The following is a 13859-nucleotide window of genomic DNA, read 5'->3' as shown; positions in this document are numbered from 1 at the left end:
TGGGGGCAATGCCGGACACGTGGGCGCAGCGTTCGAGGCCGGGATTCCGGGCCGGGCCCCATACGGGCCGCGGATCTTTATCTGCACGCCCCATAGGCCCTTGGCGACGCGAAGATGCGGGTCGCACTGATGCCCGTGGATGGCGCACGATGCCACGCCTTAAACGAAGAAAAGCACCAGGTCCGAAGAACTGATGCTTCCCAGTGGTGGCTCCGACCGGCGTCGATCCGGTGACCTTTCGATTTTCAGTCGAACGCTCTACCAACTGAGCTACAGAGCCTAGGTGACTAGTCACCTTGAGAGCCGGAATTTCTTCCAACAATCAGAGCGACCCTGACGGGACTTGAACCCGCGACCTCCGCCGTGACAGGGCGGCGCGCTAACCAACTGCGCTACAGGGCCTTGCGTTTCTTGCTTTCACAGTATCTCTACCGCTTTTTTCAAGGCTTCCAGCCTACCAGACTTTTTTTGCCTGCCTGACCAGTTCCTTGCGTACCCCCAACGGGATTCGAACCCGTGCCGCCGCCGTGAAAGGGCGGTGTCCTAGGCCGCTAGACGATGGGGGCCAGAACCCGTTCGGCACAAAATAAAAGGCGTCAAGCGATGCTTTCCGTCTTTGCCCTTTGCGTTTCTCCGAACTGGACTCAACAACTATAGGGCCTTCGCAGGAATTATCCAAAATCGGCCAAAAACACCGCCATTCCGCCATTGCAGGGGCCAAGATGGACGGATGGATGCCGTCGCAGCCCTCAACGAGATTGCTTTCTGGCTGGAGCGCGGGCGCGCTGCCACCTTCAAGGTGCAGGCCTTCCGCAAGGCCGCCGCCAGCATCGGCGCCCTGGACCCGGACGAACTGGCGTCCCGCGCACGGTCCGGGCGGCTGAAGTCCATGAAGGGGATCGGCGACCGGACCTACGCCGTGATCCGGGAGGCCGTGGACGGACAAGTTCCCGAGTACCTGGCGGACCTCCGGGAGAAGGGAGCGCAGCCGCTGGCGCACGGCGGCAGCGACATCCAGGAGGCGCTGCGCGGCGACCTCCACAGCCACAGCGAATGGTCCGACGGCGGCTCCCCCATCGAGTTGATGCTTGCCGCCGCGGAAGTGCTGGGCAGGGAGTACGTCGCCCTGACAGACCACTCCCCCAACCTCACGATCGCCAACGGCCTCTCGCCCGAACGCCTGCGCAACCAGCTGGACGTGGTGGCGGGCATCAACGGCAAGGGCGGACCCACCCGGCTCCTGGCAGGCATCGAGGTGGACATCCTGGAATCGGGAGAGCTGGACCAGGAACCGGAACTGCTGGACAGGCTGGACATCGTGGTGGCCAGCGTCCATTCCAAGCTGCGCGCTGACCGCAAGACCATGACCACGCGGATGCTCGGCGGAATCACCGACCCGCGGACCAACATCCTGGGCCACTGCACCGGCCGGCTGGTGGAGGGCTCGCGAGGGACCAGGCCCCCGTCGGAATTCGATGCCAAGGAAGTATTTGCCGCCTGCGCAGAGCACAACGTCGCCGTGGAGATCAACTCCCGGCCGGAGCGGCAGGACCCGCCTGACGCCCTGATCCAGCTGGCTTTGGAGGCCGGCTGCCTGTTCTCGATCGACAGCGATGCCCACGCACCCGGGCAGCTGGATTTCCTGCAGTACGGCGCCGAACGGGCGGCCCGAAACAACGTACCCGTTGAGCGGATCATCACCACCTGGCCGGCGGACAAGCTGCTGGCCTGGGCCGCAGCCCCGTAGGGCCGGCCCCGCCGGGCACCGGGGAGTCCCCCAACCGCCGTACCTCGTTGTCCGATTCCCGCCAGCCGGGCGCCTCCGCCGCCGCTACATTTGGTTCATGCCCTCATCCAGCCCCGGACCTCAAGCACTCACTCCCCCAGCTCCCGCAGCTGTCCCGGTGAGGGCCCTCGGCGTGGCGGCCATGGCGGTCACCGTGCTGCTGTGGGCTTCGGCATTCGTGGGAATCCGCGCGATCGGCCCGCATTTCTCCCCCGGCTCCCTGACGTTGGGCAGGCTGGCGGTTGCCGCCGTCGTCCTGGCCATCCTGGTGCTGCCGCAACTCCTCAGGAGCCGCGTGGTGCCCCGGGGGCGGGAGTGGCTGCCCATCCTTGCCTACGGAGTGATGTGGTTCGGTGGCTACAACGTGGCGCTGAACGCTGCCGAGCACATCCTGGACGCAGGCACCAGCGCCCTGCTGATCAACGTCAATCCCATCCTGGTGGCAATCATGGCCGGCATCTTCCTCAAGGAAGGTTTTCCACGCTGGCTGTTGATCGGCAGTACGGTGGCCTTTGCCGGTGTCGCGATGATTGCCATCGGTTCCGGGCAGCCGCGCACCCCGGGCGGGAGTACGACGGCGGACCTCGCCGGCGTGGCGCTGTGCCTCCTTGCCGCGGTGCTCGCCGCAGTCAGCGTCATCATCCAGAAGCCGGTGGTGCGGAAGTTTCCCGCGGCCCAGGCCACCTGGTTCGGAATCGTGGTGGGTGCCCTGTGCTGCCTGCCCTTCGCCGGGCAGCTCGCGGCCGAAGTACAGGCAGCTCCGCCGCAGGCCACCTGGGGGCTCGTGTACCTGGGGGTCTTCCCCACCGCTATCGCCTTCACCACATGGGCCTACGCGTTGTCTTTGGTGGATGCCGGCAAGCTGGCCGCCACCACGTACCTGGTACCAGGAACCACCGTCCTTATCTCCTGGCTGTTGCTGGGCGAGATTCCTGCCGCCTGGGGACTGGCAGGTGGCTTGGTGTGCCTCGTGGGCGTCGGCCTGACCCGGCGCAGGACCCGGGCGCCCGGCGGGCGGCGCCGCCCGCATCGGGGCTAGAGTCGAACTATGCCAGCCAGCCTGCCACCGGGCCTGCCGATTGTCCCCTCGAGTCCGGACGGAGCAGCCCCTAACGAACCGGTTGCGGGCGCGCCCTCCGGATTCGCCATGTCCCCGGACGAGTTCGAGACCGCCGTCCAGGATGCCCTGGACAGTATTCCCGACCGCCTGGCCCGCGCCATGGACAACGTGGCCGTCTTCATCGAAGACGATTATGTTCCCGGCCCCGGGGAAGATCCGGACGCCGTCCTGCTGGGCCTCTATGAAGGGGTGCCGCTGACGGAACGCGACTCGTGGTGGGATGCCGGTTCCCTGCCGGACCGCATCACCATCTTCCGCGAACCCATCCTGGAGATCTGCGGCTCCCGGGATGATGTGATCCACGAAGTGGCCGTGACCGTCGTCCATGAAATCGCCCATCACTTCGGCATCTCCGATGCCCGGCTGCACGAGCTGGGTTGGGGCTGAGCAGGCTCCGGCCTGCGACCGATTCCGCGACACGCCCTATCGGCCAGCACCACGAATGACATTCTTGTGGTTTATGTTATTGCTGTGACTGCTGTTGCCAATGTGCATCGAGTCACGTAACCTCGGACTGCTGGCGAGCAGCTGAGGGGCACCGTCGTGCCGCATCCAGAACCTCACTCCCAGCCCAATTGTTGCGAGGTCTCTGCACATGGCTTTACCCGGATCCGGCCGTACAACGGCCGTGCTGTGCGCCGCCGTCGTACTCTTTGCCTCCGTTGCCACACCCGCAGCAGCCGTACCGGCGCCTTCCGCGCCGCTGTCCGTTCCGGCATCGCCGGACATCCCGTCCCCGGAAGATATTGCCGCGGCAAAAGCCAGCGAAACCGCGACGGCGGACCAGGTCACCGCGATCGAACGCATTCTCGCCGACGCATCCACGGCCCAGCAGGCGGCCTTCGCCGTGGCGATGCAGGCAAACAACTCCTACAGCGAAGCGCTGGTTGAGTTGCAGCAACGGACCCAGGCTGCGTCCGCGGCCTCCGCCCGTGCCTCGTCCGCGAAGGAGCAGCTGGACAAATCCCGGAAACAGGTGGGGCAACTCGCCGGAGACCTTTACCGCAACGGCGGACTGAACCCCACGCTCGGAACCCTGGCCAGCGGTGGGGACAGCCTGCAGCAGGCCGCCACGCTCGAAGCCCTGTCCGCCAGCCGGAGCCGCGCTTTTGAAGCTGCGGATGCCGCGGCCACCGCGTACCGCTCCCTGACGGCATCCGCCGACGATGCCACCAAGGCCGCTGACGATGCTGCGAAAACCGCCGAGCAGCGGAAGTCCCAGGCCGAAGAGGCCAACGCCGCGCAGGCCAAGGCCGTGTCCGACGCGAAGGCGCAGCGGACCATCCTGGTGGACCAGCTGGCGCAGCTCCGGAACACTACCGTTGCGCTGGAATCGGCCCGGGTTGATGCCCTGGACAAGCAGCGTGAAGAAGCGCGGCTTGCGGCTTTGTCTGCCGCTGCCGACAAAGCGGCACAGGACAAGGCAGCCCAGGACCAAGCGACACAGGACCAAGCCGCGGCGCAGAACGCCCCGGCCCGGGACACGCCGGCCCAGGACACGGCACCTGCTCCCGCCGCTCCGGCACCAGCGGCCCCGGCCCCGGTGCCGGCCCAGCCGCCTGCAGCTCCGGCACCCGCCGCACCCGCTCCCGCGGCCCCTGCCCCCGCTGCGCCCGCACCGGCCCCTGCTCCTGCCAACCCCGCGCCGGCGCCCGCTCCCGCGCCCCCGTCAACCGGCGCTGGGACCTACGAGACGGCGATCTCCGTCGCTTTGGGGAAGGTTGGCGCGCCGTACTACTACCAGTGGGGCGGTACCGGCGTGTACGGCTTTGACTGCTCCGGCCTGGTGCAGAACGCGTTCGCCGCCGCTGGAAAGTACCTCCCGCGCACCGCGTCCCAGCAGTACGCTGCCGCCCCTGTCCACGTCCCGATCTCCCAGGCGCGCCGCGGCGATCTCCTGGTGTGGGGCTCGGCTCCGAACTTCTACCACGTGGCCATCTACCTCGGAAACGGCCAGGTGGTGCAGGCGCTGAATCCGCAGGAAGGCATCACCGTCTCCAGCATCAGTTCCATGGTGGGAATGGACCTCTACCCGTACGCCGCCCGCTACTGAGCCGTACTGCGGGTCCGCCCACCAGTCAGCTCAAGACGTCCTTGGTGACGAAACGGCCGTACGCCAGCGCCCCGAACACCGCCACGTAGCCTGCTTGGAGCAGTCCATTCGCGGCGAACGAGTCCCACAGCACCGGCTGGCGCAACATGTCACCGAAACCAAGCCAGTAATGGCTGAACAACCACGGATGCAGCCATTCCAGCTGGGGAAGCTGGTCCAGGACCTCGGAAACGACCGAGACCACCACGGTGGCCGCCATCGCACCGACGGGGACCACGGTCATGGTCGACAGGAACAGCCCAATCGCTGAGAGGCCCGCCAGGGATACGGCAATGTAAGCGGCGATGAGCACTATCCGCACGGCGGCCTCAGCAGGCTGGACGACCCCGCCGGACAGCAGGGTCACCGGCCCTACTGGAAAGAGCGCCGCGCCGATGGCTGCCCCCACCAGGCCGATGGTCAACGGTGCCACGATGCAGAAGGCCACGGCGCCCGCATATTTGACCAGGAGCAGGCGCACCCTGCCCGCCGGGGCCACCAGCAAATAGCGGAGGGTTCCCAGGCTCGCTTCCCCGGCGATGGTGTCGCCGGCCACCACCCCCACCGCGAGCGGCATGAACAGCGGGACGGACACCAGCATGGCGGTGAAGGCCACGAACAGTCCGTTTTGGGTAATCCGGTCCAGGAAGGCAGGGCCGCGACCGGGCGGGACGGCGGACGAGACCTTGACCGCGACGGCGATGAGCACCGGAATGGCGGCCAGGGCCAGCAACAGCGCCCAGGTGCGCCGCCGGGTGAACAGGACCCTCAGTTCAGAGGCCAGCAAGGAAAACCCGGAACCCGACGTCCTGGAACCGGACCGCCTGGACGTGCTCTGCGGGGTCGCGGCCCGGGCGGTTCCCGCAGGCTGTGGGATGTCGGCAGGCACGCTACTGGGCAACGTCGAATCCTTCCCCGGTAAGGGCAACGAAGCGGTCTTCGAGGCTTTCGCGTTCGACGGCGAAGCCCCGGACACGCACCCCGGCCTGGACCAGGTGCGCAACGACTTCTTCCGGGAGCGGGGCGGGTGGCTGCACTGAGGTAACCAAGGCCGCCACGATGGTCTCGCCGTCCGGCGACGGCTTGCCGGATTCCCCGTCCACAGGTGCGGGTGGCAGCCCCAGCCGCGCGAGGACCCGCCGCGCCGCGCCGCCATCCGGGGTGACCAGCCGGAGGCGGGTGCTGCCGGCTTGCCGGAGTTCAGCCAGCGGCCCTTGCGCCACGAGCTTGCCGGCGCTCATTACTGCGGCGTGGGTACACATCTGGTCCACCTCGGCCAGCAGGTGGCTGGAGACGAACACGGTGGTGCCCTCGTGGGCCAGGGACCGGACCAGGTTGCGCACCTCACGCGTACCTTGAGGATCCAATCCATTGGTGGGCTCATCCAGCACCAGCAGGTCCCGGGGAGACAGCAGCGCGTTGGCAATGCCCAGCCGCTGCTTCATCCCCAGTGAGTACGCGTGGACCCGCTTCCGGGCTGCGTGTTCCAATCCCACGCGCTCCAGGGCCCGTTCCACCCTGGCCTTGCGGGTGGCCGGCACGGTGTGCCGGCCGGCGGCATCAAGCCGGTGGAGGTTGGCGGCCCCGGAGAGAAAGGGATAGAACGCCGGTCCTTCCACCAAGGCACCGACCCGCGGAAGCACGTCGTGGAACTCATCCGGCATCTGCCTGCCGAGCAGGTTCACGGTTCCGGCGGACGCGGCCGCCAGGCCAAGCAGCATGCGGATGGTGGTGGTCTTGCCGGACCCGTTGGGCCCAAGGAAACCGAACACCGCCCCGTGCGGGACGGCGAGGTCCACAGCATCGACGGCGGTCTGCTGGCCGAACCGCTTACTCAGGCCATGGGTCTCGATCGCAAGCCCGGCAGCCGCCGGACCAGCGCCCGCCAGGCCCGTACTCACCGAGCCGCTGCCGCTGCGGCCTGCAGTGCCTCCGGCGGCACCATGCCAGCGAACATCCGGCCGTCGTCAGTGACCAGTACGTTCACCAGGGCTGTGGAGAGAAGCCGGCCGCCCGGGACGGGGACTGCGGCCTGTGCCAGCAGCGGATCGGCCAGCAGGGACGCTGCAGCTGAACCGGAAGCGCCCGCTGCCGTGCCCACTACCGTTTCCCAGCCGGTTCCGGCCACGGAGAGGTGCGCCTTCGCTTCGAGCTGGGGAAGCAGCTGGTCCGGGTTGGCCATGGGCCCCGGATGTGGAGCATCTGCCGGCTCATGGGACTTGTCCGGAACCGGAACGTCCTTCACCGTGCTGCCCGGCGGTGGCGTGAAGCTGAACAGGGACTGATCCGGCGTGTCCAGGGAAAAGGCGGTGAAACCGGAACGAAATGCCGGTTTGTCGGCTCCGCGCGCGGTCACCTGGACGGACAGCGGCATGCCCGTTTGGCCATCGACTGCGATGGCCACCTTGCCCACCAGCGTTGCATCGGTGCGGGGCTCAATCACCAGGTTGTAAGCGCTGCGGCCGGCAACAACGACGTCCGGTCCCACGGTGACGGCGGTGGTGGGATCGACCTTGGACAGGAGCTGCTGCGCCAGGTCGTCCGGCGCGGGGACGCCGGGTGTGCCCTGCATGTCCCTCGAGGGCATCAAATCCTGGGTTTTTGCGGGCAGCGTCAGGTGCTCAGCGGTGTTGTCCTTCGACGAGTAGAACCAGACATCATTGCCATCCCGGACCACGTCCCGTTCTGCCAACTGGTCCACGACCTGCACGCGGGCGTTGTCCTTGCCGTCAACGTAGATGCGGGCGCTGTGCCGGCCGGACAGGAGCTCGATAACGGCGGCTGCGCTCCCGGCTGATGCAGGGGCGGAGGTCTTGCCGGCGGCCGGAAGCTCGGGCAGGCCCAACTCCGACACCTGCTCCAAGGTTCCCGAGAAAGAGTGCACCTGATGGGTGCCCACCAGTTCCAGGACTTGTGCGGGGGTTTTCGCGGGCAGCGGGTCTCCGGCGCTGGCGGGCAGGGACCCGGTGAGCGCGCCCACAGCGATCACCACCGGGGCTGCGGCGGCCGGCATCCACCGAAGCCATGTCCGTCGGCGCAGTGTGCTGCGCTGTTGCAATGTGCTGCGCTGCTGCAACTCTCCGCTGGAATCCAGCGTGTTGGAACCCATAGATCAAGGTTACGCCCGCGCGGCCGGGTCCGTGCCGGCATGGGTCCCGAAAACTTCGGTACCGGCAGGACGTTCGGGCACGACGGTTCCCTGACCGCCGTCGACCGTTACTCTTTGGCCGGTGGTTATCAGCCTGGTGGCATCCGCCACCCCGACGACCGCGGGGATCCCGTATTCCCTGGCCACCACAGCGCCGTGGGAGTTGGCGCCGCCCATTTCCATCACGAGCCCTCCGGCAGTAAGGAACAACGGCGTCCACCCGGGGTCAGTTGACGGGGCAACCAGGATCTCGCCCGGTTCGAGGCGGGCGCCGACGGGGTCCAGGACCACCCGTGCCGCTGCCGTCACCGTCCCTGCCGAGGCAGGACTTCCAGCCAGCGTTCCGTCCGCCATGCCGGTGGCGGTACGGACCGCTTCGGGTTCGGTGCCGTCCGAGAGGAGCACCCGGGGTATATGCCGGCGATCAAGCTCCCGGCGGTAGTCCGCCCGCCGGCCGGCGACAAGCTGCCGGACGTCCGGCAACGTTGCTCCCGGGTCCGCTGTTACACCGGAAAGGGCCTGCCGCACCTCGGCGAAGTCCAGGAAGAAGACGTCGTCCGGGCGGTCGAGGGCTCCTGCCTCCGCGAGTTCGGCGCCCACCAGGAGCAGTTGCCTGCGGACTTCTCCAAGGCCAAGCACAAGCTGGTACTTGGGCAGTTCACGCAGGCCGGCGAAGAGCCGTGCCCTGCGCAGGGCGGCCCGCACCAACACTCCCCTGGTCCTGCCGCGCCCGGCTGCGCGGGCTACGAGCCGCTCGACCTGGGCTTCAGCGTCCTCGGCTGCTGTGCTGAACTGCCGGTCCGGCGCTAGGGCGGGATCTTCCAACCGGAGGTAATTGGCCAGGATGCCCAGGATATGTGCGGGCTCTTCCGACCACCGCGGCAGCCCGATGTCGATCTCAGCCACCGCCCGGTGCCCGTACCGCTCCAGGAACCGCCCCAGCCCGGCGTCCAGGCGCGCGGGCAGCCGCCCGGCCCTGAAGTCCTCCGCCAGCGCCGCTGGATCCGATCCCATCAGGGCGGCTGCCGATTCGCCATCATCCTTGATGGCCGAGGCGAGGCGCCACAAATCAAGGTCCATCTCGGTGGTGACGTTGTTCGGCAGGCCCCGGATCACGGGCTGGAGTTCGTCCCACGCGTCGTCGCCAAGGAGCTTTCCGGCGAGGCCCAGCATCGCAAAGCCCACCAAGGGGAGGGGAAGTATGGCCGGAACAATCGGAAAAAGGCGGGCTCCCAGGAGGGCCTCGACATGGTCCAGCCTGGCCAGGGCCCCGGGACCATCGGTGGGGGCCAAGGATCCCTCGAAGTCCCGGGTAAAGCGGTCCAGCCGGCGGAGCGCCGCCCCGGGCCGGAGCAGGGCCCGAAGTACTGCCTGCGGAACCTTGGCGTGCACTGCTGCCGGGCCTGCGTGCCGGAGGAGCCCGAGGGGCGTCCTGCCGGTCACCGAAAAGGCAGGGTCCTCGAACAGTTGACGCATGACCGCTGCGGTCCGTGCCTCCATGACGTCAAAGACCCGGGGAACGATGCGGCGGCCCACGGCGCTGCGAAGGGGCGTGGTGAAGTCGATGTATATCCGCTGCCCTGCCTCGGCGTACGGGGACGGCCCCCGCCGGGGTTCGGGAACAGGGAACCGTGCGGCCGTGGCCACGGACGAGGCGACAAGGCGCAAGGCGGCCAGCCCCATGGGGGTAAGCGGCCGGGTGAGTCCCTGCGCCAGGCTGAAGCACAGGTACGCCCTGGTGCCGCCGGCGCCGGGCCCGCCGTGGCGGACGTGGGCGGCCCCGTTACTTTCCGGAACGGGGTAGAGGGTGGTGATGGGCCGGGATTGGGTCAGCCACAAGGCCCCGGCGTTGTCGATGGCCCACTCGGTGTCCTGCGGGGCGCCGAAGTGGTCTTCGGCCTGCAGCCCAAGCCTCGCCAGGGCGGCCAGCTGGGGTTCCGTCAGGCAGGGCGTTCCGGTGCTGCCCGGCAACTTCCTCGTCTCCGTGCCGCCGCCGGGAAGGGACCTGACCTCGACGCCTTCCCCGCCAAGCCGCTGCTCCACTGCCCTGCCGGTCAGGCCATCCACCACAAAGTGGTCCGGGTTGACCGCGCCGGAGACCACTGCTTCGCCGAGGCCCCGGCCGGCATCGATGACGAGCTGCCGGCGCCGCCCGGTGATTGGGTTCGCCGTGAACATGACTCCCGCCGTGTCTGCATCCACCATCCGCTGCACCACTACGGCGATGGCCACTCCGGCAGGGTCGATGACCAGGCTTGCCCGGTAGGCAGTTGCACGGTCGGTCCAGAGCGATGCCCAGCAATTGCGCACTGCCTCAAGGACCGCGTCCCCTCCGATGACGTTGAGGTAGGTGTCCTGCTGGCCGGCGAAACTCGCAAACGGCAGGTCCTCGGCGGTAGCGGAGGACCGTACCGCCACCGGAACGTCCGGTCCCATCGCGGCGTACGCCTGCCGGACGGCGTCGGATACTGCTGCCGGAAGCGGCGCCGCCAGGATTGCGGCACGCGCGGTTCCGGCCGGTCCGGCCAGGTCGATTGACCCGCTGGCGGCAAAATCATGGCTTGTGGCCCGTGCTGCTCCCTGCAGGGCCGCAAAGGCATCGGCAAGTCCGGGAAGGACGGGCTCAGGGGTGCCGACCACCTGCCAATATGCCTCTGTTGTCAGGCAGAAACCTTCCGGGACGGGCAGCCCGGCGGACATCAACTCGCCGAGGTTCGCCGCCTTGCCGCCCACGAGGGCCAGCATTCCGGCGTCGAGGGCCTCCAGCGGCAGGACGGGACCGGCGCCTGCGCTGGTGCCCGATGACGGTATCCCCTGCTGCCCCATGGCGTGGCTGGCCTGCCGGCGGACTTGGTGTGCCTACGCTGCGTCGCCCAGGACGGGCCCGAACCGTGCCCGGTCTGCCAAGCGTGGGTCTTCCCGGTCCGGCACCACCATGACCGGTCCCTTGGCGTGATGGAGTACGCCGTCCGATGTTGAGCCGAGGAGCATGCCGGTGAAGCCACCGCGGCCGCGGGTGCCCACCACCACCAGCTCCACGTGCCTGCTCTCCTCCACGAGGACGTCGACAGGCGAACCGTCCTTGAGCTCGTAATCGGCCCGCAAGTGGGGATAGTGGCTGCGAAGCCAGGCCATGCCCGCGTCCAGGGTGACGCGGATGTCCTCAAACAAGGCCTTCCGGTCCATCGGGGCGGGAACCCACGCCAAGGAACCGCTGTACTGCGGCACGGCACAGACCACACGGAGCGCGGCGCCGAGCCGTTCGGCCTGGTCAGCTGCTTCCAGCACGGCCACCCTGGCCTGCTCGGAACCGTCGACGCCGACCACCACCACGTTCTCCACCGGCCGGTGGCCGGATTTGGCCTGCTCTGCCTTGATGCGCCGGTCCTCGGTGGTCTCACCGAGCCGCTCCGAGCAGAACAGCGGCACGGTCACCGTGGGGCATTTCGCGTGGGCGGGCAGCGCGCTGCTGACCGAACCCAGGAGCCGGCCCACGAAGCCACCGCGGCCGCGGGTTCCCACCACCAGGAGCTCGGCGGTTTCGGAGATCTCCAGCAGCACACCGGCGGCGTCACCGTTCTCCACCGAGGAGCTGGCCTCGACGTCGTACGTTGAAACCTTCTCGAGGGCCTGTTTGGCGATGGCCTCGGCCCCCTCCCGGATGACCGAGTCGTCCACGGTGGCGTAGCCGCCGTCCAGGCCGGAGGCGGCGAAGATCGGCACCGAGTAGGCGGTGACGATATGGAGTGGACGACGACGGCGCTGGGCCTCCCGCGCGGCCCACACCAGGGCGCACTGGCCGTGCTCGGAGCCATCGACCCCCACCACGATGCCTTCGGGAGCGGCCGGAGAACCACCGCCGTCCCGAGCGGGGTCCGGATGCAACTCTTGTGAGCCCATGGGGGCCGCCTCCTCGCGATACTGCCTGATGTTGCGGCTATTCTGCCAGAAAACGGCCCCGGGTCCGTGCACCCCGTCCCGCTGCTGCAACGGCAGGGAACAGGCCGCTTCCACTTCCCACTATTCTCCGTCCCCCGCGGCTTAGCAAGCCTGTTCAGGGGCGCGAACGAGGGTTATCCACAGGCTTTCCCGGCGCTCCCGGAAAGCGCCTTCACCACCGCGCGAATGTTTTCTCCCATGGGCTATTCACGGCCGCAATTGTTCTGTAGTCTTCAGGACATTGTTGGTCCGGGACGCCAGCTGCAACTTCCTGTGGGGGCGGCCCGGCCATGCGCTGCGACCGTGCTTGGGGGCATCGGGACGCGAGCCGGCGAGGTCGCCGGCAACCTGCCGAAGCTTCGAAGGAGGGAAACTGTAGTGTCAAGCATGCCTGGGAATGCCGGGACCGAACAGACCACCACTGTGATCATTGGCACCGGCCTGTCCGGGCTGGCCGTGGCCGCTGAACTGCGGCGGCACGGAGTGGAGTCCATCGTGGTGGACGGCCTGGATATCCTGGGCGCGGCGCAGCCGGCGAACACGTCGTCGCTGCAGCGCTGCGACGCCGCGGACAGTGACACCCTGAGGGAGCGGAACGAGATCCTGCGGCACCTGCGCAACTACGCCGCAAGCCACAGCGTCGACGTGCGGAATACCACCCGGGCTGTGCAGCTGACCATGCTTGAGGGTCCGGAGGACACCGCAGCGCCCCGGTGGCAGGTCCACACGCCCACAGGCATCCTGGTGGCAGACCACATTGTCCTGACGCGCTGCGCCCACAGCCAACTGCGGCGCATGCTCAGCGACTTCGGCATTGCCGTAGGCAAGAACGTGGCAGCAGCCATGCGGGCGATCGGCATCTACCTGGTGGGGGTGGGTGAACTGATCACGCCGTCACCCAAGGAGGTGCTGCGCCAGGCCAAGACCGTAGGCCAGGCGATCTCCGCCAAGGTCAACCTTGGCAACGTCCAGCCATCGGCCGGCGCCTTCCCCGCAACGGGCAGCTTTGCGGCGCTTACCTGCTGACGGCAATCCTCTTGACCGCCGGCCTTGATCCGCCTGTTCGGCCAAGCGGCCGCTACCGCCGGCCCTCTCCAACTGTGTCCCCGTCGTCGGGCCGGTCCTCCTCGTCGGGCTGGTGCCCGTCGTCAAGCGCGTCACCGTCACCGGATAGCCGGCGCCGGGCCAGGACGCCCAGGCTGACGAGCAATCCAACGGCCACAGCCGCAAACAGCACGATGCTCCATTGGAAGGGTTCGGCTGCGCCGGCAGGTGCTGACGGTTCCTCCGTCACCCCCGGCCTCGCGGTGCCCATGCCGGGGACAGCGCCGGCCGCCGTCGAACTTTCCGACGGGGCAGGGACTGAGGCCGCGGCTCCCGCTGGGGCGGATCCCGACGCCGCGGTGAACGTGAACGTCCCCTCGATCGGGTGTGAATCTGAGCTGACCACGCGCCACGCCACCGTGTACGCCCCCGCCGGGCCGCCCGATCGAAGCTTTTGGGTGGCAACGTTGTCAACGATGCGGACGGAACCGTCAGCCCACTCCGTCCCGGACGCGTCCTTGACCGAGAACGAGGAGCCAATGCCCAGCGGCGGGTTGCTGAAGGTCACCGACACTTCTTCGGGCGGGGCCGCCACCGACGCTCCCTGTGCCGGGCTGGTGGATTCGGCGGCATCATGCGCGGAGGCCGGACCCACCAGGCCAAGGGTGGCGACTGCAAGGACGAACAAACCGAGCATCACGCTCAGCAACTGCCGGTGGACCGGGCGCAT

The 13859-nt window shown here is 68.2% G+C and carries 11 protein-coding genes and 3 tRNA genes; 5 read left to right on the top strand and 9 right to left on the bottom strand.

What is annotated here, in order from left to right; all coding sequences use genetic code 11:
• Positions 1 to 204: 204 nt before the first annotated feature.
• From DC347_RS13605 to DC347_RS13595, 3 genes are all read right to left on the bottom strand, one after another.
• Positions 205 to 280 (bottom strand) — tRNA-Phe (locus tag DC347_RS13605).
• Between the two features lie 48 nt (positions 281 to 328).
• A tRNA-Asp gene (locus DC347_RS13600) sits at positions 329 to 402 on the bottom strand.
• A gap of 91 nt (positions 403 to 493) precedes the next feature.
• Positions 494 to 566: transfer RNA gene (locus DC347_RS13595), tRNA-Glu, on the bottom strand.
• Positions 567 to 730: 164 nt separating this feature from the next.
• Between DC347_RS13595 and DC347_RS13590 the strand changes: the two genes are divergently transcribed.
• The 4 genes from DC347_RS13590 (at position 731) to DC347_RS13575 (ending at position 4959) form a co-directional block, all read left to right on the top strand.
• Positions 731 to 1747, top strand: coding sequence for a PHP domain-containing protein (locus DC347_RS13590; protein ID WP_109045837.1), 1017 nt, complete (start codon positions 731 to 733; stop codon positions 1745 to 1747).
• Positions 1748 to 1844: 97 nt separating this feature from the next.
• Positions 1845 to 2825 (top strand): DMT family transporter, encoded by a 981-nt coding sequence (locus tag DC347_RS13585; protein WP_109045836.1) that lies wholly within the window; start codon positions 1845 to 1847, stop codon positions 2823 to 2825.
• 9 nt (positions 2826 to 2834) lie between these two features.
• Entirely contained in the window at positions 2835 to 3293 is a 459-nt protein-coding gene (locus tag DC347_RS13580) for a metallopeptidase family protein (RefSeq protein WP_109045835.1), read from the top strand.
• A 208-nt stretch (positions 3294 to 3501) separates the two neighbouring features.
• The gene (locus tag DC347_RS13575) at positions 3502 to 4959 is read left to right on the top strand and encodes a C40 family peptidase (RefSeq protein ID WP_165838042.1); all 1458 of its coding nucleotides are present in this window, start codon (positions 3502 to 3504) and stop codon (positions 4957 to 4959) included.
• Between the two features lie 25 nt (positions 4960 to 4984).
• Here DC347_RS13575 and DC347_RS13570 read toward each other — a convergent pair whose 3' ends face one another.
• From DC347_RS13570 to DC347_RS13550, 5 genes are all read right to left on the bottom strand, one after another.
• A complete protein-coding gene (locus DC347_RS13570) occupies positions 4985 to 5899 on the bottom strand; it encodes an ABC transporter permease (RefSeq protein ID WP_206073939.1) in 915 nt (304 codons plus the stop codon).
• Positions 5889 to 6899, bottom strand: coding sequence for an ABC transporter ATP-binding protein (locus DC347_RS13565; protein WP_018763084.1), 1011 nt, complete (start codon positions 6897 to 6899; stop codon positions 5889 to 5891). Before DC347_RS13565 ends, DC347_RS13570 begins: the two co-directional genes overlap by 11 nt.
• Complete coding sequence (locus DC347_RS13560) at positions 6896 to 8011, bottom strand: hypothetical protein (protein WP_109045833.1); 1116 nt, start codon at positions 8009 to 8011, stop codon at positions 6896 to 6898. The genes DC347_RS13565 and DC347_RS13560 overlap by 4 nt, the downstream gene beginning before the upstream one ends.
• Positions 8012 to 8116: 105 nt before the next feature.
• Entirely contained in the window at positions 8117 to 10972 is a 2856-nt protein-coding gene (locus tag DC347_RS13555; protein WP_109045832.1) for a PEP/pyruvate-binding domain-containing protein, read from the bottom strand.
• A 33-nt stretch (positions 10973 to 11005) separates the two neighbouring features.
• Positions 11006 to 12046 carry a universal stress protein gene (locus DC347_RS13550; RefSeq protein WP_109045916.1) on the bottom strand — a complete coding sequence of 347 codons (1041 nt, stop codon included), beginning with the start codon at positions 12044 to 12046 and terminating at the stop codon, positions 11006 to 11008.
• Positions 12047 to 12472: 426 nt separating this feature from the next.
• On the opposite strand from DC347_RS13550, the gene DC347_RS13545 reads away from it, so the two are divergent.
• Positions 12473 to 13111, top strand: a complete 639-nt coding sequence (locus DC347_RS13545; protein ID WP_109045831.1) for an NAD(P)-binding protein — start codon at positions 12473 to 12475, stop codon at positions 13109 to 13111.
• Positions 13112 to 13163: 52 nt separating this feature from the next.
• Here the strand turns inward: DC347_RS13545 and DC347_RS13540 are convergent, their stop codons facing one another.
• Positions 13164 to 13859: a copper resistance CopC family protein gene (locus DC347_RS13540; RefSeq protein WP_109045830.1), complete on the bottom strand. Its 696-nt coding sequence runs from the start codon at positions 13857 to 13859 to the stop codon at positions 13164 to 13166.

This window comes from Pseudarthrobacter sp. AG30 (genome assembly GCF_003116525.1).
In the GTDB taxonomy this organism is placed as follows: Bacteria; Actinomycetota; Actinomycetes; order Actinomycetales; family Micrococcaceae; genus Arthrobacter.
Note: the sequence above shows the minus strand (reverse complement) of the source record. Positions and strands in the feature narration are given on the sequence as shown.